Annotated in this window: 19 protein-coding genes and 1 riboswitch; of the genes, 2 read left to right on the top strand and 17 right to left on the bottom strand. The window is 40.1% G+C overall.

Annotated features, from left to right (window positions below; all coding sequences use genetic code 11):
• Window positions 1-41 precede the first annotated feature (41 nt).
• The 8 genes from sat to pdxS all read right to left on the bottom strand — a co-directional run bounded on the left by sat (window position 42) and on the right by pdxS (window position 6,658).
• Window positions 42-1,190 carry a sulfate adenylyltransferase gene (gene sat / locus A6755_RS14245; RefSeq protein WP_057277555.1) on the bottom strand — a complete coding sequence of 383 codons (1,149 nt, stop codon included), beginning with the start codon at window positions 1,188-1,190 and terminating at the stop codon, window positions 42-44.
• A gap of 52 nt (window positions 1,191-1,242) precedes the next feature.
• Window positions 1,243-1,959, bottom strand: a complete 717-nt coding sequence (locus A6755_RS14240; RefSeq protein WP_063591048.1) for a phosphoadenylyl-sulfate reductase — start codon at window positions 1,957-1,959, stop codon at window positions 1,243-1,245.
• Between the two features lie 169 nt (window positions 1,960-2,128).
• Entirely contained in the window at window positions 2,129-2,272 is a 144-nt protein-coding gene (locus A6755_RS25720) for a YezD family protein (protein ID WP_072273036.1), read from the bottom strand.
• A 156-nt stretch (window positions 2,273-2,428) separates the two neighbouring features.
• Window positions 2,429-2,537, bottom strand: a riboswitch (SAM riboswitch).
• 280 nt (window positions 2,538-2,817) lie between these two features.
• The gene (gene ssuE, locus A6755_RS14235) at window positions 2,818-3,351 is read right to left on the bottom strand and encodes an NADPH-dependent FMN reductase (RefSeq protein ID WP_063591047.1); all 534 of its coding nucleotides are present in this window, start codon (window positions 3,349-3,351) and stop codon (window positions 2,818-2,820) included.
• Window positions 3,352-3,538: 187 nt separating this feature from the next.
• Window positions 3,539-4,126, bottom strand: a complete 588-nt coding sequence (locus A6755_RS14230) for a TetR/AcrR family transcriptional regulator (protein WP_054395721.1) — start codon at window positions 4,124-4,126, stop codon at window positions 3,539-3,541.
• 173 nt (window positions 4,127-4,299) lie between these two features.
• Window positions 4,300-5,046 (bottom strand): SDR family NAD(P)-dependent oxidoreductase, encoded by a 747-nt coding sequence (locus tag A6755_RS14225; protein ID WP_174878720.1) that lies wholly within the window; start codon window positions 5,044-5,046, stop codon window positions 4,300-4,302.
• Between the two features lie 123 nt (window positions 5,047-5,169).
• Window positions 5,170-5,769: a pyridoxal 5'-phosphate synthase glutaminase subunit PdxT gene (pdxT, locus tag A6755_RS14220; protein WP_063591045.1), complete on the bottom strand. Its 600-nt coding sequence runs from the start codon at window positions 5,767-5,769 to the stop codon at window positions 5,170-5,172.
• Window position 5,770: 1 nt separating this feature from the next.
• Window positions 5,771-6,658: a pyridoxal 5'-phosphate synthase lyase subunit PdxS gene (gene pdxS, locus A6755_RS14215; RefSeq protein WP_034306956.1), complete on the bottom strand. Its 888-nt coding sequence runs from the start codon at window positions 6,656-6,658 to the stop codon at window positions 5,771-5,773.
• A 135-nt stretch (window positions 6,659-6,793) separates the two neighbouring features.
• Between pdxS and pdxR the strand changes: the two genes are divergently transcribed.
• Window positions 6,794-8,188, top strand: a complete 1,395-nt coding sequence (pdxR, locus tag A6755_RS14210; RefSeq protein ID WP_063591044.1) for a MocR-like pyridoxine biosynthesis transcription factor PdxR — start codon at window positions 6,794-6,796, stop codon at window positions 8,186-8,188.
• Between the two features lie 643 nt (window positions 8,189-8,831).
• On the opposite strand, the gene dsdA is transcribed toward pdxR, so the two are convergent.
• The 8 genes from dsdA to A6755_RS14165 all read right to left on the bottom strand — a co-directional run bounded on the left by dsdA (window position 8,832) and on the right by A6755_RS14165 (window position 20,425).
• Window positions 8,832-10,163, bottom strand: coding sequence for a D-serine ammonia-lyase (gene dsdA / locus A6755_RS14200; protein WP_063592561.1), 1,332 nt, complete (start codon window positions 10,161-10,163; stop codon window positions 8,832-8,834).
• Between the two features lie 101 nt (window positions 10,164-10,264).
• A complete protein-coding gene (gene pabB, locus A6755_RS14195) occupies window positions 10,265-12,013 on the bottom strand; it encodes an aminodeoxychorismate synthase component I (RefSeq protein WP_063591042.1) in 1,749 nt (582 codons plus the stop codon).
• Between the two features lie 93 nt (window positions 12,014-12,106).
• Window positions 12,107-13,129 (bottom strand): LLM class flavin-dependent oxidoreductase, encoded by a 1,023-nt coding sequence (locus A6755_RS14190; RefSeq protein ID WP_057277548.1) that lies wholly within the window; start codon window positions 13,127-13,129, stop codon window positions 12,107-12,109.
• A gap of 91 nt (window positions 13,130-13,220) precedes the next feature.
• On the bottom strand, window positions 13,221-14,219 hold the full coding sequence (locus tag A6755_RS14185) for an LLM class flavin-dependent oxidoreductase (RefSeq protein WP_063591041.1): 999 nt from the start codon (window positions 14,217-14,219) through the stop codon (window positions 13,221-13,223).
• A 279-nt stretch (window positions 14,220-14,498) separates the two neighbouring features.
• On the bottom strand, window positions 14,499-16,745 hold the full coding sequence (locus A6755_RS14180) for an AAA domain-containing protein (RefSeq protein WP_063591040.1): 2,247 nt from the start codon (window positions 16,743-16,745) through the stop codon (window positions 14,499-14,501).
• A 232-nt stretch (window positions 16,746-16,977) separates the two neighbouring features.
• Complete coding sequence (pepF, locus tag A6755_RS14175; protein WP_063592560.1) at window positions 16,978-18,774, bottom strand: oligoendopeptidase F; 1,797 nt, start codon at window positions 18,772-18,774, stop codon at window positions 16,978-16,980.
• Between the two features lie 117 nt (window positions 18,775-18,891).
• Window positions 18,892-19,518, bottom strand: a complete 627-nt coding sequence (locus tag A6755_RS14170) for an FMN-dependent NADH-azoreductase (RefSeq protein WP_052137253.1) — start codon at window positions 19,516-19,518, stop codon at window positions 18,892-18,894.
• Between the two features lie 172 nt (window positions 19,519-19,690).
• Complete coding sequence (locus tag A6755_RS14165) at window positions 19,691-20,425, bottom strand: YqcI/YcgG family protein (protein ID WP_063591039.1); 735 nt, start codon at window positions 20,423-20,425, stop codon at window positions 19,691-19,693.
• A 136-nt stretch (window positions 20,426-20,561) separates the two neighbouring features.
• On the opposite strand from A6755_RS14165, the gene A6755_RS14160 reads away from it, so the two are divergent.
• The gene (locus A6755_RS14160) at window positions 20,562-20,816 is read left to right on the top strand and encodes an alpha/beta-type small acid-soluble spore protein (RefSeq protein WP_063591038.1); all 255 of its coding nucleotides are present in this window, start codon (window positions 20,562-20,564) and stop codon (window positions 20,814-20,816) included.
• A gap of 124 nt (window positions 20,817-20,940) precedes the next feature.
• Here A6755_RS14160 and A6755_RS14155 read toward each other — a convergent pair whose 3' ends face one another.
• Window positions 20,941-22,152: an iron-containing alcohol dehydrogenase gene (locus A6755_RS14155; protein ID WP_063591037.1), complete on the bottom strand. Its 1,212-nt coding sequence runs from the start codon at window positions 22,150-22,152 to the stop codon at window positions 20,941-20,943.
• Window positions 22,153-22,160: the final 8 nt, after the last annotated feature.

Raw genomic sequence — 22,160 nt, 5'->3', positions numbered from 1 at the left:
TGTAATCCCCCTCTTCATGTGACCCTTCCATTTATGTCCAATCAGTTATAAACTTCATTTTTTTTTAGACCTTCTATCAACACCTCGATGACTTCCTTACGGCTAAAGGTAGCTGGAGGAATTTCTCCATTACGCAACATTTCCCTTACCTTCGTTCCGGACAGGATGACATGGTCTTCCTTGCCATGCGGACAAGTTTTAGCGGAAGCCATATTGCCACATGCTTTACAGTAAAAACTATGTTCAAAGAATAATAGCGTGATTCCTAACTCATCTGCGTTAAAGTTCCCGAAGATTTTTTGGGCATCGTATGTGCCATAATAATCGCCCACACCCGCATGATCGCGTCCGACGATAAAATGGGTGCAACCGTAATTTTTACGGACCATCGCATGGAAAATGGCTTCTCTAGGTCCTGCATAACGCATCGCAGCAGGGAAAACTGCAAGGGAGACGCGATCCTTAGGATAATATTTGTCAAGCAGCACTTTATAGCTTTCCATTCTTACATCTGCCGGAATGTCATCTGATTTAGTGGCACCGACGAGAGGATTTAAGAATAAGCCGTCGACGATTTCCAATGCTGTCTTTTGAATATATTCATGTGCACGGTGAACAGGGTTCCTCGTTTGGAAACCGACAACCGTTTCCCATCCTTTTTCAGCGAAAGCCTTCCTTGTCTCGACTGGATCCAAATAATGAGCTTGAAATAGCGGACGCTCTATTCTCTTGATCAACTTTATTTCCCCGCCGACATATACATCCCCGCGGTTATATAAATTTTTCACTCCAGGATGCTTCTCATCAGCTGTTTGATATACCAATGTCGCTTCCAATTGCTTATCTGGAGTGTAAATATCAGAAACGGAGAGAACCCCGTATGTTTCACCATCATGGGTTAATGTTACTTCTTCACCTATAGTAAGGCTTCCCGCAGTTTCTTCGGTCAAAGGCAGCGTAATCGGGATGCTCCATACATGTCCGCTGCTAAGCCTCATATCCTTTACCACTGTCTCATAGTCACTTTTTGTAAAGAATCCTTTAATCGGGCTGTAGGCACCAGTCCCTATCAATTCAAGATCGCTCAAAGCAATTTCATCGATTTCGATTGACTTCGTTATTTTACTAAAATCATATTTTGGTTCCCAAAGATCGATTAATGTTCCTCCGTGCGGTAAACTGATTGTCATGCTAATTTCCCCCTATGGTTTCTATTTATTTAAGCCTATACTTTCTATTTATTTAAGATAAATGCAATCCGCATTCCGTTTTTTGAGCCCCTTGCCAACGGCCAGAGCGTAAATCATCTGCATTGAAGGCAGGTGCAGTACACGTTTTACATCCAATGCTCGGATATCCATTATCATGCAGGACATTATATGGAAGTCCATTTTTGTGGGCATAGCGCCAAACATCTTTCCATGTCCAATGTATGAGTGGGCATATTTTAACTGATTTGAACTTATTATCCTTATTGATATACTCGGTCTTAGCTCTTGTTTCGGATTGCTCCCTCCGCAGTCCCGAAAGCCAGGCTGTTGCCGATGAAAGCACATCTGTAAGCGGAACGATTTTACGGATGTTACAGCACTTATTGGAATCTCTAAGCCATAATTCATCGCCATATTCCGCCGCTTGTTCCTCAAGCGTCAAGTCAGGTTTCTTCATTTCGATCAAAAGCTTCGGATATCGCTTCTTCACTTCCTCGATCAATTGGTAAGTTTCCTCAAAATGAACATCTGTATCTAGGAAAACTATTTTTGCCGAAGGATTGACCTTCGCCAATAAATCCGTAAGCACGATGCCTTCAATACCAAAACTGCAAGCATAAATCAGTTTGTCACCATAATGGTCATTCGCCCATTTAAGAACTTCCAAAGCACCTTTTGTCTCAGTGTCTTCAGGAAATACAGGGAAGTCCCCTGTATTGAAATTTTCATAGTTTATTAATGCAGCCAACTTTGTAGCCCCCTCTAAAAACTTGCTGTATCAGGTTAGAGTAACTGTTGATCAATTCCCGTTGTAATATTCCCCGGGTTATTTGAATCTAGGAAAAAGAGACGAATCTAACCAATACTCTCTTTATATCAGTTAAACCCGCCTCTAGTTTTTCTAGTCAGCAGATACCTTATTTAATTCTTAGTTTTTCATTTCTTTCCATTTGAATGATTTTACCATCCTGGACAATAAGTGTAATGGATCCATATTTCATTGAATTAAGCATTTCTTGAAGTCGTTCAAAAATTTCTTCAAGCTGATTCTCTTTATCCAAACCAGTTCCTCCTTTAAGAAAATCCGCGAATATTTTATTTTAAATTTCTTAGATTTATATAATTCCATACAACCTAAAATTGTTATGGTCCGCCTAAAATTTTCACAAAAAACAAAAATCTTTCCATGATGGAAAGATCGCAAGGTAAATATCTTTACCTTATCTTCCAAAATGATCAACATTTTGTTGGAGGTAGCACCTTGCATCCATCATGCAGGTTGCTGGACTTCAAAGGGCCAATTCCCTCCGTCGCTCTGGATAAGTTTTATTATTTTAAATATTAACATATATTTAATCCTTGTCAATGGAGTTTTCTTATAAAATAACTTGGTTTAATATTATGGATGAACTGTTATTTTTATACACACTATTCAATTTATGATTTTATGTTCATATAAATACGAAAATAGACTCGTCTTTTTAGATAAAGTCTCCAAAAAAATGAGTCTATTTTCATTAATAGGCCTATTATTAACGCGTGTTATTCTAAAAAAAATTTCTAGGGTTCCAGTCTTTTTATAGAAGGAATTAATTTATTGAAGTCATTAATTTCTTAACTGTATCGCTTCTACAAATTCTTGAACCTGACTCTGGACGCGATCAATTAAATGCAAATCATTGATCGGGTTTTCCGGATTCTGTTTATCTATTTCCTTATCAACAAAATAAATCCCCTGCAGCGGCTCGCCTTTTAATATTGAAATTAATGGTTTAAGCGCATAGTCAATCGCCAATAGATGCCTGTTACTTCCACCAATCATGATTGGCAGCACCGGCTTACCCTTAAAAGCACCTTCTGGCAGCAAATCAATCAATGCTTTCAATACACCTGTATAGGAAGCCTTATAAACCGGTGAACCTATAATGACTCCTCTGGCTGCTTGAATTCTCTCTGAAAGCTTTGAGATATCCTCGCTATTATATTTCCCTTGGAATAAATCATCTGCTTTGAAATCCGTAATCGAGAAATAAGCTGTAGTAAATCCTGCATTTTCGACTAATGATTGAATATGTTTTAGTGAAATGTCCGTTCTTGATGGAATAGCCGGACTTCCTGATAAAATTACGATATCGCTCATTTGATACCCTCCAATGTTACAAGATTTCCAGATATAATTTTCTTAAAGCATTTCGTGAAGTATACATTTATCGTAATTGTCTGAAAAATATAAGTCAAATCTTACACTCTGGACATCTACTCTGAATGAAAAAAGAAACGGTCATATTTACGGCTTGATGCTCATGCCCTTAAATATGACCGTTTCATTATGTATGATTTTGTTTCCCATGAATACCATATACCAAAAGCTGAGCAATGCTCTTAATTCGTTCAGAAGTAAAATATGGCTCTTTTTTTTGTTGATGGATCTCATAATGTGTAGATAAAGCCAATGTGAAAGAAATGATCCCTACATTAAATAATATAATATCAGAGATATATTGTATCTCTCCGCTATCTATTCTCTTCTGTATTTCAATATGCCTGGCATTTGGCCTGAAAATCTGATCTACATATTGCTTTGAAATATCTTGATCGAATTGTGTTTCCCTAAATAATATCGAAAACTGTTCTTTATTTTCAAGAATTTTTTTTATCATGGTAGTAACATGATTCTCCACTAGATCATCCGTGGATAGATGGCTAGTCCCATCTTCAGATTCCTCTTTTTCATTAGGGGTAATTGTAGCCAAAAGCAAATCTTTTTTGCTGTCAAAGTATTTGTAAATAGTAGCTTCGGAAACATTGCATGCAGAGGCAATTTCATTCGTTCTTGTCATGTCAAAACCTTTAGTGGCAAAAAGAGTCCGGGCTACATTTATGATTCGTTCTTTGGTTTGCTGCCCTTTTTTCAAAAATATCAACCTTCTTTTATAAAGATAAGACCGGTTTCACCCATCTATTTCCCATGATATATCGCTGGTATCAATCGGTCAATATTACCTTTGATCTATTAGAATTCAATATTCCCATATATCATAAATAGAAAACATCGTCTGGTTGGGACGATGTTTTCTATTTATGAAAATCACTTAAAAGATGCATAGCCATCATCGACCATGACTACACTTCCATTGATCGCATCCGCTTCCTCTAACGATAATAAATAGACGGCATTTGCAATGGCTTCTGGCTTAATCAATTCACCGCGCATTTGACTTGCATTCAATTTATCGATGATTCCCATGTCTTTATAACCTTGTATGATAGGAGTGTCGACCCCGCCCGGCGCAATGCCCACAACGCGTATGCCATGAGCACCCAATTCCAAAGCTGCTGTCTGTGTCATCATTCTTACAGCGCCTTTAGTCGCCTGATAGGCAAAAGTCCCATGGGAAGCTAAGTAGCCAAATACAGAAGCGGTATTTATAATGACTCCCTTGTTACCCAGTTCCTTCATTTTCCGGCCTGCTGCCATGATTCCAAAGGCCACTCCGTGCTGGTTCACCCCAATCGTTTTGTAGTAACCTTCCATATCTTGATCTAGGATCATACCGCCCGCACCAATGCCGGCATTATTAAACATGATATCGAGCCTTCCGTATGTTTCCACTGCTTTATTGATTAACGATTCAACATCTTCCTGCTTAGAAACATCCGTTTTAACATAAATGGCCACTCCACCATTAGCTGTTATCTGATCAACGGTTTCCCGGCCCATTTCTTCATTAAAATCCGCAACAACGACCTTGTCCCCTTTTGCTGCGAATTTCAGGCATGTGGCTCGGCCTATACCGCTTGCTCCCCCTGTGATAACTGCAACTCTTGCTGTCATATACATTCCCCTCCCAATTAAGTAAGTGATCACTTACTTTTTATTATAAAAGTAAAGAATAGTAAATTCAGTTTTGAGCTTTCAAAAGTAAAGCTGTCCTATTAATAGGACAGCTTCATTTGTTTAGCAAGTTTTCAATTCGGCCTTAATTACGGATGTCTTCACCATTTCAATGAAAAGTTGAAGGAAGCGATCATCACCTGTCAATTCTGGATGAAATGCACTTACGAGGACATGGTCTTGTCTCGCAGCCACTACATTCTCTTCATAAACAGCCAATACTTCTACACCTTCTCCAACTTCATCAGCAAATGGCGCCCGGATGAATACTGCCTTATAAGGTGCTTCCATTCCTTTGATGGATAGGTCAGCCTCGAAACTTTCCCGTTGACGTCCAAATCCGTTCCTTTTCACGGAAATGTCCATTAGTCCGAGATAGGCCACCTCATCGCCAGTCAACTCTTTTGCCGCCAATACCATCCCCGCACATGTACCGAAAATAGGTTTTTTACCTTCGAAGAAAGATTTGATCGGTTCCATAAATCCATAACGATCCATTAGCTTCCTCATCGTCGTGCTTTCTCCGCCTGGAATGATCAAGCCATCGATTTCCCGCAACTGTTCCGGTTTTTTTACTATAATCGCTTGTTCGCCGGCAGCTTTGATTTGGTTCAAGTGTTCTTCAACCGCTCCCTGTAATCCCAAAACACCGATCGTTATCATATTACCATCCACGTTCCTGCATCCGTTCTGCCGGAGCTAGTTTGGAAATATCAATGCCTTTCATTGCACTGCCCAATTCTTTTGACAACTTGCCAATCAACTCATAATCGGTGAAATATGTAGTTGCTTGAACGATTGCGGATGCGAATTTTTCTGGAGTTTCAGATTTAAAAATACCAGACCCAACGAAAACGCCATCTGCTCCCAATTCCATCATCAATGCAGCATCTGCTGGAGTGGCAATTCCGCCCGCTGCAAAGTTAACTACAGGCAATTTACCTGTGCGTTTGATTTCTCTTAAAATTTCAAATGGGGCTCCAAGATTTTTTGCCTCAGTCATTAATTCATCATCACTCATGATGCTCACTTTGCGAATTTGTGACTGTACCTTTCTCATATGACGCACAGCTTCCACAATATTACCTGTTCCTGGTTCTCCTTTTGTACGAAGCATGGATGCTCCTTCACCAATACGGCGCGCAGCTTCGCCTAAATCACGGCAGCCACAAACGAAAGGTACTGTGAAATCACTTTTTAGAATATGGTATTCTTCATCCGCAGGAGTCAGCACTTCACTTTCATCGATATAATCCACTCCCATGGATTCCAGGACCCTTGATTCAACGATATGGCCAATCCTTGCCTTAGCCATGACCGGGATTGAGACTGCATTCATTACTTCCTCGACAATTCGCGGATCTGCCATTCTTGCTACGCCGCCAGCTGCACGGATGTCGGAAGGAACCCTTTCCAATGCCATGACAGCGACCGCACCGGATGCTTCTGCGATTTTTGCTTGTTCTGCGTTAATGACGTCCATGATTACGCCACCCTTTTGCATTTGTGCCATTCCTCTTTTTACTGTGTCAGTTCCTAATAATTTTTCCATTTCTTTCTTCCCCCTAATATTTTCATTTTTTAGATTTGTTAGGCTTAGTATAAAAAAGAGTTGACCGCATTGAAAGTGTCAGTTTTAATAAATTTAATGGGGTCAGTATTTTTTTCAAAAAGGTGGTAACTAAAAATGAATATGCTTTCTTGTGATTTAAATCGGTTAAGTGAAGTACCTTTGTACGAACAATTATATTCATATATTAAAAAAGAAATTATTGATGGCCGTCTTCTTTACGGCACAAAACTGCCTTCCAAACGGAAATTGGCAGAGTTCCTTCAAATAAGTCAAAATACTGTCGAGACTGCATATGAACAATTGACTGCTGAGGGATACGTTGAAGTCATACCAAGAAAAGGGTACTATATTCAAACATTCGAGGATTTAGAGTATACACAAACTAACCAAGTATCATTGGAACAAAGCAATCATAAAGAAGGGGAATTGCTATATCATTTTCATCCCAGCCAAATTGACACGGAACATTTCCCATTTGAAAAATGGAGAAAATACATGAAAAGCAAAATCGATGAATCACATCAAGATCTTCTTTTACTTGGGGATTCTCAAGGGGAATATGAATTACGATGTGAAATTGCCCATTATTTGTATCATGCACGTGGTGTACAATGTGTTCCAGAACAGATCATCATTGGTGCAGGAATGGAAATTTTATTGCAGCAACTTGTCCTTCTATTCGATAAACATGCCATCTATGGTGTTGAAGATCCTGGGTATCACTTGATTCATCGGATTTTACGCAGCTACCCAAATGAAGTCCATCCACTGCAAATTGATGAAGAGGGCGTAAAGGTGAACCAAATTGAAGATTCAAAGATCGACGTTGTGTATGTCACTCCCTCACACCACTTCCCCAATGGGACGATCCTATCCGTTAACAGACGGACGCGATTGTTGAACTGGGCTCAAGGGGCAGCAAACCGCTATATTATCGAAGACGATTATGATAGTGAATTTCGTTATAGTGGAAAAACAATTCCTTCCTTGCAGAGTATGGATGCTGGTGATAAAGTGATTTATTTAGGGTCATTTTCCAAATCATTGATGCCATCAATTCGGATCAGTTATATGGTTCTTCCCGCTCCATTGTTACAAATTCACCAACAGGAATTGTCTTTTTACCATTCAACCGTTTCTCGGATTGATCAGCATGTATTGACACAATTCATGAAGGAAGGTGATTTCGAAAAGCATTTGAATCGCATGAGGAAAGTGTACCGTCGGAAGTTGGAGAAAGTGATCGATCTTTTTAAGCCACATCAACAAATAAAAATCATTGGAGAGAGGTCAGGTTTGCATATCGTCCTCATCGTCAAGAACGGCATGGATGAACAGACACTTATTCAAAAGGCAAACGAAGACCATATTAAAATTTATGGATTATCAACATATTCAATCGAGAAAATTGACGAACATCCTCCAAAAATCATATTGGGCTTTGCAGGGATTCCTGAATCCGAATTGGAAAAAGCCATTCACCTTTTATTGAACTCATGGGGGTTATAAATATATAGAAGTTCACTGTCGTGAACTTAACGAACTGTAGACAAACTTTCGATCGAGTTTGTCTACAGTTTTTTAGATTTTACATATTGAACGTTGCACTTGCTTTCCGCCGGCGGTCGGCCCTCGGCTTTCGCCTGAGGGGGGTCTCCCCTAGACTCGCTTTTAGTAATGGCACGGCATTTCTGACAAGCATATCGTGGAAGATGCAGATCATCTGCGTCATTTTTAGATCTAAAACCTAACTTTAGGAGATATTTCAATGAAAATGCCAAAAGAGGTTCGGAATGGTCTCATCCTGATTCCCTCTCACGATTGTATCGGGATGATTACCCTGATTTTAATACAAGACTTTTCTTTGTGATGAAATTCGGATTCAATGTCTGGAACCCAGCCCCTGCTTGAAGCTTGCGGTGAGGAGTATTTGGCAGGACGTCGACCTTAAGGGAAGGGAATCATCATCCGGACCGCAAAATGTATGCTCCGGGGTTCGAATAATTCGTTGTCGGTCAAATAAAGTGCGGTTTGGACGAAAAACGGCTTCGTCTGAAAACAACTGAGAGGTTTTTCAAATAAAAATAATGCAGGCAAACTCACTTTTCTACGAGTTTGCCTGCTTCTGAAAATTTCACTCTTGTGGATTTTTTTAACTTTTAGATAAATACAGTTCCATCATATCTTTTGGTACCATGCTCCCGCCGGTCGCCCAGATGACATGCGTCGACTGGTTCATTTTATCCAGCAGTTTTTGATCCATAAGATATTCCCTTCCTTCTTTAGCTGACAAAAGTTGTATCGGACCAAATGCTCCTGCTAAGGCAGATGGCTCTAAATAATGGCCTTCCGTCTCTGCCATTTCCTTGAGCAGTTCGAATAACCTTCTATCCTCTATGGTATAGCTGCCGCTTAACATGGTCGTCATCATGCTGGAAACCAATGCTGAAGGCCTTCCTACTGCAAGACCATCCGCTTCCGTCTTATTATCGATGCCAAAGTCCTGAACCGAAACTTTGTCATGAAGTCCTGTCATCAATCCGAGCGTCATGCATGGTGAATGTGTCGGCTCTGCAAAAAAACAATGCACATCATCTTCAAAGGCTAACTTGAGCCCATATGTTATGCCGCCGGGCCCGCCGCCGACTCCGCATGGTAAGTACACAAACAAAGGATGACCTTCATCTACGGTAATGGACATATCTTTCAATTGTTTCTTCAGGCGCGTTGCAGCTGTCGCATAACCTAGCAGCAGATCCATGGAATTTTCATCATCAATAAAGTGGCAATCGGGATTAAGTGATGCTTCTTTACGGCCTTCTTCTACAGCTTTACTATAATCATCATCATATTCCTTTACAATGACACCCAGACTTGTTAATTTATCCTTTTTCCACTGTTTGGCATCTGCAGACATATGGACCGTTACTTTAAATCCCAGCTTCGCGCTTATTATTCCAATACTCATTCCTAAATTGCCGGTTGAACCGACAGCAATCGAATATTTTGAAAATAGCTCCTTATATTCATCACTCGCAAGTATTCCATAATTATCAGTCCGCTTTAAACCGCCATGCTTCATTGCTATTTCCTCAGCACGTTTTAAGACCTCATAAATACCTCCGCGTGCCTTGATTGAACCTGATATAGGCAAATGACTGTCACATTTCAGTAAAAGTTTTCCCGCAATTTTAGTTCCATAGGATTTTTCCAAGTTTTTTTGCATGAAAGGAATCTCGACTAGAGGTGATTCAATGATCCCCTCCATTGGTTCAGTTTCTGGAAATGCTTTAATTATATAATTGGCAAAACTATTTAATCTTTCTTCAGCCGATTTAACTTGTTCAGCTTGGACGATTGGATTTTCTTGTTTGTTACCGTAATCTGGATTCTTCCAGAAGACCTCATTCATCTTTATCACATTATTAAGTATAGGATCTTTCGCTTTCCATTCGTTAATCGATAATCCTGCGATTTTATGCATCTCCTCAGCAGTCCCTCCCGGAAATGTAGTATTCATCATCTACTATAACTCAACAAACTGTAATAAAGATTACAATTTTCACTTTTTTACGAATTATCAGCTTAGAAAGTTAAATTCACTTTTAATTTCCCTCGCACACTATTAATGAACCAAATTTCCTCAGCGTTATTGAGGTCAGCCTTTGAAATGTTTTTCACCTTGATTTCCTTCTTCCTGATCAATTCTTGACGAAATGTTCCTGCAAGCAGACCTGATTCCACCGGAGGGGTATAGAGGTCACCATTTATCTTTACCACTACATTTCCGTTCGTGAATTCCGTGATGTATCCTTCTTCATTCCAAAGCAGAACATCCTGGAAGTCGGGATTATTCATTTGAAAGCCTTCATAGACATCACGATTGGTGGTCTTATGAAATAGAAATGGATTTGCCCTTGATATTGGATCTTCCGCCAGTATGGCCTTGAATTCTGGATCAAGGGGCTTGATTGCTTGTCCCAAGACTTCAATTTCACCATTTTCATGTAGTAGTACCCTTACTTTTTGCAGCGTCCCATGGTTTATTTCCGCATACTTTTGGAGTCGATCTCTAAGATTCATTTCAGAGAATCGATAATTGAAGTACTCAGCCGATTGTTTCATCCGGTCGATATGATCATTCAACAAATAATATTCACCATCGCTGAGCTTTATCGATTCCAATAGTTTGTAAGCAGGCCGTTCAACCGTTAATAATTTGGCTTTTAAAAAGGCTTCGTCATATTCTTCCGATAACTCGGAATCCCAAGTGATCCCCCCGCCAACCCCATACTCGGCTTTCCCTGTTTCCTTATCAATCACGACCGTACGAATCGGCACATTAAAAACGGCTTCGGATTCAGGAGTGATAAACCCGATTGCACCGCAATAAACTTCACGCGGTGAATTCTCGATATCAGCGATGATTTCCATCGTTTTAATTTTAGGTGCCCCTGTTATCGATCCACAAGGAAAAAGGGCCTTGAATATATCAATGATTGTTGTTCCTGGATTCGTATCGGCTGTAATCGTGGATGTCATTTGCCAAACTGTCGGATATTTTTCAATTGCCTTAAGTTGTGGAACTTCGACACTTCCTGGTTCCGCAATCATTCCCAAATCATTTCTTAGCAGGTCCACAATCATGTAGTTTTCAGCTTGATTCTTTTCCGAGGCTGCCAACCATTCAGCATTGAGCCGATCCCCTTTCAGTGTCGTTCCCCGCTTTACCGTTCCCTTCATGGGCCGAGTAATCAGCTGACCATCTTCCCAACGAAAAAACAACTCGGGTGAAGCCGATAGGATTCGATGTGAACCCACGTTCAAATATGCACTATAGTTCGAGCGTTGGGCTCTCTTCAAACGTTCAAAAAAAGCGAAGTCATCCCCTTCGAACTGAGATTGCAAACGCATCGTATAATTGACTTGGTATGTGTTGCCTTTCTTAATTTCTGATTTTATTCTTTGAAATCCGGTACGATAGGCATTTGAATCCGTTTCTGATTGCCATTCAGCTAAATGAAAAGCCCCGGTCATTTTTTCAGGTATTTCCGCTTCCGGTTTATCAAAAATCCCGAACCATAATAATGGCATTTTGGCTCCATCTTTTACTTTAAAGGATTGTTCAAAAGCAGGTGCCGCTTCATAGGAAACATATCCCGCTGCATAATTCCCCTGTTCGATCGCTTCCTGGACTTTTTGGAATTGGGGAAGGACATCCTCAATTGAATGGGCGGTGATCACTTTTTTCGGATTCGCAAAATATAGTGGCCTGCTGTCACCTTGTTTATCTGTGAAGTGAAATATTAAGGATAAAGGATCTTCTCGTTTCATTACTCTCTCCTAACTTTGTTTATGAAGCCAATCGGTATGTATTTTTATAAAAAAGCTTGCAGACACGGGATCTGCAAGCTCATTCTTTAACAATTATTTCATTCCAGTAACCTCTGCAATGATTTCATAAGAACGAAGGCGTGCATCCTGATCATAAATGGCAGAGTTTATAATCATTTCATCCGCCTGTGTTTCATTTAAAAATCCCTGCAACTGCTCTTTTACCTCTTTTGGATTACCTATAATGGAAGCGTTCAGCTGCTTCATGACAATGGCTTTTTCATATTCTGTCCAAAGGCCTTCCATCGTATCAACTGGAGGAGCTAGTTGACCGGGTGTGTTCCGTATCAAATTCAAGAACTGCTGTTGATATGATGTAGCAATCCTTTGTGCTTCTTCCGTAGTATCGGCTGCAAAAACATTGATACCAACCATGACATAAGGTTTATCTAGAACGTCGGATGGTTGGAAATTATTGCGGTAGCGGGCTAAAGCTGGTTGAGTATTTTCAGGGGAAAAATGGCTTGCAAATGAAAATGGCAATCCCAGCTGTGCTGATAATGCTGCACTGAACCCACTTGAACCAAGCAGCCAAATCGGGATGTCCTGCCCTTCTCCAGGAATGGCGCGAACACGATTATGTTTAGAATCCGCATCTAAATAGCTACGGAGCTGCGCCAATTGTTCAGGAAAATCCTGACCGTTATTACGTACATCACCCCGAAGTGCCATGGCTGTATATTGGTCGCTTCCCGGAGCACGCCCCAGACCTAAATCTATTCTGCCAGGATACATTGCTTCCAATGTTCCAAATTGTTCTGCGATAACCAGCGGTGCATGATTCGGTAGCATTATGCCTCCAGAACCTACCCGAATTCTTTCCGTCCTGCCTGCAACATAGCCTATAAGCACTGACGTTGCAGAGCTTGCAATCCCAGGCATGCTATGATGTTCTGCAACCCAGAAACGGTTGTAATTCCATTGCTCCGCATGTTTAGCTAATTCTACTGTATTTTTAAAAGCTCCCGAAACTGTACCACCTTCAACAATAGAAGCCAGGTCCAGAACGGAAAAAGAAATGTCGCCAAGTTTTTTTGCATATTGATCAGCATTCATATCTTCATCTTCTTTCTTTCAATTATGATAAATCGGACGCAAAGCCATCATATAGAAAATACACAAAAAATGCACATAAAATGCTTAAGGATTAACTGTTAAGAATTTCCCTGGCAATCAATCGAAACGAATTAAGCCGATCCTCCAACTTATGAGTGATGGTTATCAGCATGATTTCATCTGCCTGATATTTCTCCTGAATCGTCAATAGGCGATCCTTAACTTGTGAAGGGGTACCAAAAATCAGTTTTTTATGCATGGTTTCCATCTGTGTTTTTTCTTTTTCAGTCCATTCATGATTCCTTACTTCTTCTATAATTGGAACTTGCTTTCTTTCCCCATGTCCACTTTGAATTTTCCACAGGGTGTTGCTGAGGGCGATTTCTTTCGCATATTCTTCCGTTTCAGCACAAATGGCCGATACCGTAATAATCGTTTTAGGTGCTTTGAGCAACCCTTTTGTTTGAAAGTGCTCACGGTACTGTTTAAAACTCTGCACGCCATCATTTTCGCTCATGAATTCGCCAAAGGCGTATGCAGTTCCATTCTCAGCGGCGAGTTTTGCACTTTTCCCGCTTGTTCCCAATATCCATGGTTCAGGGGATACCATTGGGATAGGAGCAGCAGAGACATTTGAAAACGGATGTTCTTTCGGAAATTCATCTCTTAGAAAATTCAACAGTTCTTGAACAAGTTCGGGCATTTTGTATACATTTTGAAGGAAATTATCGGATAAGGCCATCGTTGCTTCGGCAGATCCACCAGGAGCACGTCCCATTCCTATATCAATCCGGCCTGGAAAAAGCGTGGCTAGCATATTATATGTCTCTGCTATTCGGTATGGCTTATAATGTGGAAGCAGTACTGCCCCTGATCCAATCCGGATATTTTTTGTTTGTGAACTAATATAGCTTATCAAAACCTCTGGAACGGAACAGGCCAAGCCAGGCAAATCATGATGTTCAGTAAACCAGATTCTGCTATAACCCAGCCTATCTCCTTCTTGAGCTAGTTGAAGTGAAGCCTGCAAAGCTTCTTGTGCTGATTGCCCGGATGCAATCGGGGATTGATCCAATATGCTCAATTTCAATTTGTTACCTCCTTTCTTGGCTTTCGTAACTTAATCGTAAATCATAACCAGCCGAAAGTCGCCTGAAACGCTTGCTTTGTTGTTTAGTTTGCAGCCTTTAGCAGAAAATATAAGGAGTTGAATCCAAATTGGGGAGTATAAGTGAATTATATATTCTAGCGAGGTATTTGGTTTAATATATCAAGGACGCAAGTGGCTCAAATGGTCATCATTTATTCTGCGAGGTCTTTTTAGGGATTTATGTAAAAAAGAAAAGCCCTTATAAGGGCCTTTCCCGAGCTATTCACTTTTTTTGAATTGAGATAGTAATTCATCTGCCATGATTTTTGAATCCAAACGAGCCGCTATATATGGGGGCTGAACCCGATTATTGGACTCCACGGGCAAACCTAGCCAAATAACTCGATGATCAAAGATGATAAAGGAAAAGGAAATAGGTGAACAAATAAAATGATCCGAGTTGATATCAGGATTTCTTTTTGCTGATATGATCGTCAATTTCACTGCAGGGTTCCGTTTCATTAAATATTGCTGCCATTCTTCTGACAGACTGTTCAAATCCGGTACAGCGATAACCATGTCATGTTTTGTAGTTTCAATATCTTCCTGAAAGTCCCCCAATTTACGGGCATGCATCCATCGTAATTTCGGGTGCTGGTGGTTAACCCATTTTCCAATGTCTTTCTTTGATACAATCTGATCATTTTGAATTTGATGATCGACAAGCTGACGAAGTGTTTTACTGCGATAAACGTGTTTGTTAACAAACGAAGTGTCACATACATGTACGAACTTACCTTTCGTCCTTGTTATGGCCACGTTAATCAGCCTTTCACTTTCTCTCCCTGTCAATAACATTCCAGCCCTGTTTTGCGGATAACTATCTACTGTGTCAAAGATCATCATCTCACGTTCACTTCCCTGGAAACGATGTACAGTTGCAGCGATGATATCCGCAGTTTGCCGTTCTTTTTCATATAAGTCATCCAATAGCTTTTCCATCAATTCTGCCTGAGCCCGATATGGTGCGACATAACCAATTGACCTTGAACCGCCCACATAAGCTTCATGAATCAACTGAAAAGATAAAAGCAATTGCCATAAATTCATTCTCGAGTGGGATGTCCGTTCAGTGATGCAATATTCCCCTGCTAAGCTAGTATCAAGAAGTGCCGATGCCCTATTGGCAAACGGTTCCGCCAGCATTATGCCCTCCCTGCTAGTCGCAACACTTTTATGATCGCCAACAAAATTGTTATAGACGACACGATTAGTGAATGCTGAAATATCCGGATGCATGCGGCGCTGTTCCTTTAATAGGAATAAATGGGGATGAAGTTCTCCTTCTTCAACAGACTGGGCGACACCGGCCCGATGAAATATGTCTTCCTTCAGCCAAAGTTTCACGAGGGAATCACGAGCCGAAGCAATGGGCGGCAATTGTTTGAAATCACCACAAACGATAATATGCTTGGCTAACGCTGCAGCAAAAGCCACCTGAGGAACGTAAGCCATACTCGCTTCATCCAAGATGACCAGGTCATACTCCTTTTGATAAACCGTTTCGTCATTTGCGGCTTTAGCTAAGGTCGTCCCGATTACTTTTGCTTCTTTTACGAATTGAATCTCTTTTTGGCGGATTTTCTCCAATACTTTGGCCAGCTTTTTCTCTATCTCAATTAAATGATCTGTATCCCTTTTACTGAAGGAACCTGCCAAATCATATTTTAAAAGACGTTTTTCTTCGCCAAGTTCTTCTTTTTCTTTAATTAATGTCGGTTCATGTTTACCTAATAATTGCCCCGTAACAATATCATCATGGATAGCTAGTGATTCACCGATTTGAGATCCATAGCGAAGTACATCGCCTTCTTTGAAACGATCTTTCTTTTTAATGAATGATGAAATTTCAGCCATCAAAACATCTACAGCCTGGTTGCTATGGGACAAAACCAGAACTTTTTTAGCTTGTAAATAATGATTGGCAACTGTACGAGCCAAAGTATAGGTTTTTCCTGTTCCAGGCGGTCCCCAAACAAAAGTGACAGGATTGAACTTCGAGCGGGAATATAATTCTTTCACACTGCTTTGTTTTTCAGTTAAAGGATGTTTTTGCGGCATGGACGGATCCATCAGGCGCTTGATTCGAAGCCTTTTCCTTTTACTCCTCATGATTTCATCCAAGCGGATGATCAATTGTTCCAGCAATTCCCAGGGATCATGGTATAAAAAGGCTTCACTGATGATATCGCCTAACGAGCGATCAAAAACAATGATTATACTTTTCCCTTCCGATGAGAGGATTCTTCCATCCTGTTTAATCCCTCCCCATTCAAGTCGAACGAGGGAACCAACAGGGATTTTTACCGATGAACCTGTTTCAAAATAATAGTTGAAGGAACCGTCGCTTGTAAGCAGATGGCCGTTCGAAACCAAGTATTTTGTGCTGCCATATTTTTTCAAATGCAGGATTTCAAGTTGAAGTGCCTGCTGCCATTCTTTTATATAATTAACTGTCGAATTCATTTTTCACTTTCCTCACAAAATATGCCATTGTAGTACGAAGAAACTGGCCCATTGGCTAGGCTCCGATGTTGAAAATAACGCTGTCATCATGACTTTTTTCGCGAATTAACTGTTTCTTTTGCATATAAAATAAGGCCCAATCTATTGATTGGGCCTTTCATACGCCAATGTTTTAACTATAGCATTTTTTATAACATCATACCATGGGCTCTTTTGGAAGAAATGGTTTAGATTAGCCTTCTGTCAACTCACTGAATTGGTCGACGAGATCACTGAAAATCTTCATTGCATTTTCGATCGGCTCAGGTTTCGTTAAATCTACTCCTGTTTTCTTAAGCAGCTCCAATGGGAAATCGGAACTCCCGCTTTTCAAGAAAGTCAAATAACTTTCAAGTGTTTTTTTGTCACCAGAAAGGATCTTATCAGCGATCGTAATGGCTGAAACGTAACCAGTAGCATATTTGTAGACATAAAACGGACGATAAAAGTGTGGGATGCGTGACCAGCCATACTTCACTTCTTCATCGAAACTTATTTCATCTCCATTATATGCTCGAAATATCGATTCATAGGCTGTATTAAAAACCTCGGCATTTAGAGGTTCTTCATTTTCAGCTTTTTCATGTACAATCTTTTCGAACTCCGCAAACATCACTTGTGTGAAGAATGTCCCTTTAAAACTATCTATGAAATGGTTAAGTAAATGTTTTTTCTTTTGTACGTCTTTTGTTGTCTTAATTAAATGGCGAATCAAAAGGATTTCATTCACAGTGGAAGCAACTTCAGCGACAAAAATGGAATACCCAGCACTTATTTGCGGTTGGTATTTTGAGCTATAGTATGAATGCATGCCATGTCCAGATTCATGTGCAAGTGTAAATACACTGTCTAAATCATCACGATGATTTAATAGGATGAAAGGGTGAACACCATAAAGTCCTAAATTGTAAGCACCTGAACGTTTTCCAGGTGTTTCCCTGACGTCGATATACCTGTTTTCCTTAAAGGTTTTAAGGATTGTGATATACTCTTCGCCAAGCGGCTTTAGTGCATCCACCATCAAAGCAAAACCATCATCGTAAGAAATCTCCTCTTTAGCCCCTTCGACTAATGGTACACTTAAATCATAGGCACGTAATTCTTCTACACCCAGCAATTTTTTTCTTAAATGAATGTATTTATGCATGGGTCCGATATTTTGCTTAGTAGACATAATCAAATTATCATAAACTTCTTTTGGAACTTGATCTCCAAATAAGGATTTTTCCAAGGCAGATGGATAATTTCTCAGCTTTGAAAGATTCACATTATTTTTGATTGCCGTTGCAAGTGTGGAAGCGATTGTATTCTTCAATTGTACATATGGCTGATAATATGCGAAATAAGCCTCTTTTCTTTTATCCCGATCATCATCTTCAATCAATTTGGAATACATTCCTCGCGTCAGCTCTACCCTCTCACCGTCTTCATTCGTAACTTCCCCAAATTTTATATCCGCATTGTTGATCATTCCGAACGTTTTTTGTGGAGCTGAAAAGGCTTCGCCTATTTGCGAAAGCACTTCTTCTTGTTCTTTCGTTAATACATGGGCTTTATAGCGGAAGGAATCCAATAAATCCTCTTCAAAATATTTCAAACCCTCGACTTCTTTTATGTACCCTTTTAATGTTTGTTCTTCCAGGCTTAGAAGAAACGGCATGAAGAATGCGGAAGCATTACTTATTTTCTGCCCTAACTTACCAGCTCGATCCAGCAATGCTTGTGATGAGGTGACCCGTGTATCCAAATCGGCTTGAAGCATGGCAAATACATATAGCTTGTTATAAATGTAGCCAACTTCCTCACTTAACCGTAAATACTCGAACAAATCTTGGGCTGACTGAATATGGCCATCGTAAGTTTTTAATTTTTCTGTCATCTTCAGGACTTCTTGATAATCTTTTTCCCAATTAGCCTGATCTTCGTAAATATCCTTTAAATTCCAAGTTTCTTCTATCTTTAATTCGTCACGTGATTTAAACGTTTGCATATCGTCTGCACTTCCTTTCATGCTTTTAGCTTACCCTTTATTATAATCGACTTTCAGAAAAATCTGCATAGAAAAACCAGTATGCTAAAAATACATACTGGTTTTCCTTTTAAAAAATTAGAATTTTGCTGCAGTTTCAGCAACTTTCGCCAATCCTTCTGCAACGATATCCTGTGAGCGATCTGGGTATTGATTATGTCCCTCGATTACGACCGTTTCTGGGTTTTTAATGCCCCATAAGTTTAGATTCATCGTTACGTATTTCTCAGCCATTTCGCCAGCTTCCATTCCAGGCAATGCATAATCGGATCCGCGTGCATTGAGTAAAGCCACTTTTTTATCTCCAGCTAAGCCAACTGGGCCTTCAGCTGTATATTTGAATGTTGTTCCCGCTTGGGCAAGATAAGAAATATAAGTTACCAATGGTGCCGGAACCGTTGCGTTCCATAGCGGGAAGGCAAATACTACTTTATCGGCAGCAAGGAATTGATTCAAGTATTGTTGCACGATATCAGCAATTTCCACTTCTTCTTCAGTCAATTCCATGCCTTGGTTGCGTTTATATAAGGCAGTGATTGCAGTATTTCCGTAATAAGGCAAATTCAATTCAAATAAATCCAATTCAGTTATTTCATCGCTACTATTAGCTTCCTTATATGCGTTCAAAAACGTTTCATACATTTTGACACTGATAGCTTGATCCGCTGGGCGGTCATTTGATTTAACAAACAATACTTTAGACATTTTCGTTCCCCCAATTGTTAATTTTGTATATTTAATAAAAATAGCATTTAATCCATATATCTCGAATTAACTGCAATTGCTACTTTCACATTATAAAACTGAAAATCCAATAAGGCAAGGATTATGTTTTTTATTTTCAAACGCAAAAAAACCGAGAGCAATTTGCTCACGGTTACGTTAATTGTTTATGATGGAAGGGACACTTACCTTTTATCGGTTCTATATCATCCCCTATGAAAAATTGTTTCCATTCATTATGATTTACATCGCCAAAGTGACTGATATCAGGATGCTTCGGGAGATTATCCCATTTCTCCACCCGTTCCCGGACCTTTTCCCGCGACATGATTCCGCCTTTTTCCGTTCCTTCCAATCCTTCAAAGATCATCCGGGGCTGGAAACCAAGGACGAGGCTATTTCCTAAATCGCGAGTTTTACGCTGTTTATAAGCAGGTGCATTACCAAAGACAAAGATTGGTTCCCCGGCAAAATGATAGTCCCATAAATAATGATCCGGATCTTTCGGCTTTTCAATTGGCCAAGGTTTTTCATCCGCTTGATGCAGGTATTGCAGGATCTCCCAAAACCTTTTACGGTAAAATTCTATATCACCCTCTATCGAATCAGGCTCCATAAAAACGAAAAGTCCATGCCTTATATATGGTGGTTCCTGAAATAAATCAAGAAAGCTTTCCACTGCTTTTGGGAGATTGGACCAATCTTCCTGTGTGATATAAGCATAACGAAGTTCCCCTTTATTTTCAGCTTTCATACCAAAATAACAAGGAAAGGTTTTATCGGTCACTTTTTCATGGAATGTTTGATATTCCTTGATTAGCCATTGCGGCACTCGATCGGGATTTGTCATATCTTCTTTTGTTAACAAACTTGAATTCGCAGTCAGCATCATTTTCTCCTTAAATCGTCGTTTTATTATATGTTACCCGCTTTAAATAAACTAAAACTTCTTCTAATTTCAAATCAGGTTTATCATTTTCATTTCATTAGGATAACCTAAGAAAAAAATAGGAGGAGGTTGCTAAATGGCAAGGAGAAGGAGAATATTAGTATCTGAAGCGCGACAAGGCCTTGATGATTTAAAAGCCAAAATCGCTGGTACGAAGAATCCCGAAGAGGCGAAGTTTGAAGTAGCGAAAGAAATGGGCGTACCGTTGAAAAAAGACTATAACGGTGAACTGACATCCAAGCAGAATGGAAAAATAGGCGGAAAGTTAGGCGGAGGCATGGTCAAGGAACTTATAAAGATGGCACAGGAAAACTTAGGAAAAAAAAATTAACCAGAGTCTATCACTGTAATTCTTAGACATCAGATAACGAAATGAACTTTTGAATGGTAAAATTCGGGACTTAACACGTTATAACGCAATAAAAGCCAACCTTTACGGGCTGGCTTTTTTAGTATCAGTTAATTCTTACGGGTGAAACTCTTGAAACAACTGACATTATTACTTCCTCCGACATCGGGTAATTAGCGGCAGCTGGGTCGGTCATTACTGCTTTCAGAATTCTTTCCATATCCGACTGGTTAATTCCATAGGCGCTGAAGTCGGAGGGCAGCCCAAGATCAGATAGGAAAACACGTAGCTTTTCTACCACTTTCGCTAAGATCCCTTTTGAATCTTCATCCTGTACTTTCACACTAAAGGCTTCAGCTATCAAATGGGCCTTTTGAAGATATAAATCCGGGATTGATTCCATGACGACCGGTAATAATACGGCATTGGCCAGTCCATGCGGAATACGGAATAACGCCCCATATGCGTGGGCAAAGTTATGAACAGGAATCGCATTCAATGCACTACAAAATGCAGTGATTCCCATCATGCTTCCATGCAGCATTTCCATTCTAGCCTCAATATTCGTTCCATCCTTTACGGCCCTCGGTAAATTTCTTTCAATAACTCGAATGGCCTGATATGCATATGCATCGGTTATTGATGTCGCAGCAGGTGAAATGATCGCTTCAAATGCATGTGTCAATGCATCGGCACCAGTAAACGCCGTAATGTCAGACGGCAGTCCGACTGTTAACTCGGGATCTAGAATCGCAACATCCGAACTTAAAAAAACATTGTAAATATTCATTTTGACTTTTTTATGTTCATTATATATGACTGCGATCGGGGACACTTCAGAGCCGGTTCCTGCTGTTGTGGCTACGGAAATATGCGGGATATTCATGGATTGTGCTTTTGGAAAACCCTCATATAGAAAACCGCTTGGCATTGAATCGTTTATATCCGTAATTCCTTTATATAATCCGTATTTCAATGCTTTTGCGGTATCGATGACACTCCCTCCACCAATGGCAAGGATGGCATCGGCATGAACTTCGCGTGCATATTTCAATGCTTCATTTACACATTTACTCGCTGCGTCTTGTGTTACACCCAGAAACTGTCCAACTATTTCAGCTTCGGCACCCAACTTCTGCTCCTCAAAAGTTTCGGCAACTTTTTTAACGACGCCTGCATTTTCCAAGCCAGCATCGCTCACGAGCAGAATCCTTCTTGCCCCAAGACCATTGAATAGGCCCGGTATGAGTGAACGAGTGTTAGTGCCACTGTAAACCGAAGACCTTAACCAAAAATTCGAATGAGCATTTACCTTCATATCGTTTC

Origin of the sequence: Peribacillus frigoritolerans, from assembly GCF_001636405.1 — a bacterium.
GTDB lineage: Bacteria > Bacillota > Bacilli > Bacillales > DSM-1321 > Peribacillus > Peribacillus frigoritolerans.
The sequence above is the reverse complement of the archived record's forward strand: the minus strand, read 5'-3'. Positions and strand labels throughout refer to the sequence as shown.

Excerpts from the sequence above, each read along its gene's own strand:
- A6755_RS14180 (WP_063591040.1), bottom strand. The coding sequence starts at position 16,745 with ATGAATTCGACAGTTAATTATATAAAAGAATGGCAGCAGGCACTTCAA.
- dsdA (WP_063592561.1), bottom strand. The coding sequence starts at position 10,163 with ATGCATAAAATCGCAGGATTATCGATTAACGAATGGAAAGCGAAAGAT.
- sat (WP_057277555.1), bottom strand. The coding sequence starts at position 1,190 with ATGACAATCAGTTTACCGCACGGAGGAACATTAATCGATCTTTGGGAA.
- A6755_RS14170 (WP_052137253.1), bottom strand. The coding sequence starts at position 19,518 with ATGTCTAAAGTATTGTTTGTTAAATCAAATGACCGCCCAGCGGATCAA.
- A6755_RS14190 (WP_057277548.1), bottom strand. The coding sequence starts at position 13,129 with ATGAATGCTGATCAATATGCAAAAAAACTTGGCGACATTTCTTTTTCC.
- pdxS (WP_034306956.1), bottom strand. The coding sequence starts at position 6,658 with ATGGAAAAATTATTAGGAACTGACACAGTAAAAAGAGGAATGGCACAA.
- pabB (WP_063591042.1), bottom strand. The coding sequence starts at position 12,013 with ATGAAACGAGAAGATCCTTTATCCTTAATATTTCACTTCACAGATAAA.
- ssuE (WP_063591047.1), bottom strand. The coding sequence starts at position 3,351 with ATGAGCGATATCGTAATTTTATCAGGAAGTCCGGCTATTCCATCAAGA.
- A6755_RS14225 (WP_174878720.1), bottom strand. The coding sequence starts at position 5,046 with ATGACAGCAAGAGTTGCAGTTATCACAGGGGGAGCAAGCGGTATAGGC.
- A6755_RS14165 (WP_063591039.1), bottom strand. The coding sequence starts at position 20,425 with ATGCTGACTGCGAATTCAAGTTTGTTAACAAAAGAAGATATGACAAAT.
- A6755_RS14155 (WP_063591037.1), bottom strand. The coding sequence starts at position 22,152 with ATGAAGGTAAATGCTCATTCGAATTTTTGGTTAAGGTCTTCGGTTTAC.
- pepF (WP_063592560.1), bottom strand. The coding sequence starts at position 18,774 with ATGCAAACGTTTAAATCACGTGACGAATTAAAGATAGAAGAAACTTGG.
- pdxR (WP_063591044.1), top strand. The coding sequence starts at position 6,794 with ATGAATATGCTTTCTTGTGATTTAAATCGGTTAAGTGAAGTACCTTTG.
- A6755_RS14160 (WP_063591038.1), top strand. The coding sequence starts at position 20,562 with ATGGCAAGGAGAAGGAGAATATTAGTATCTGAAGCGCGACAAGGCCTT.
- pdxT (WP_063591045.1), bottom strand. The coding sequence starts at position 5,769 with ATGATAACGATCGGTGTTTTGGGATTACAGGGAGCGGTTGAAGAACAC.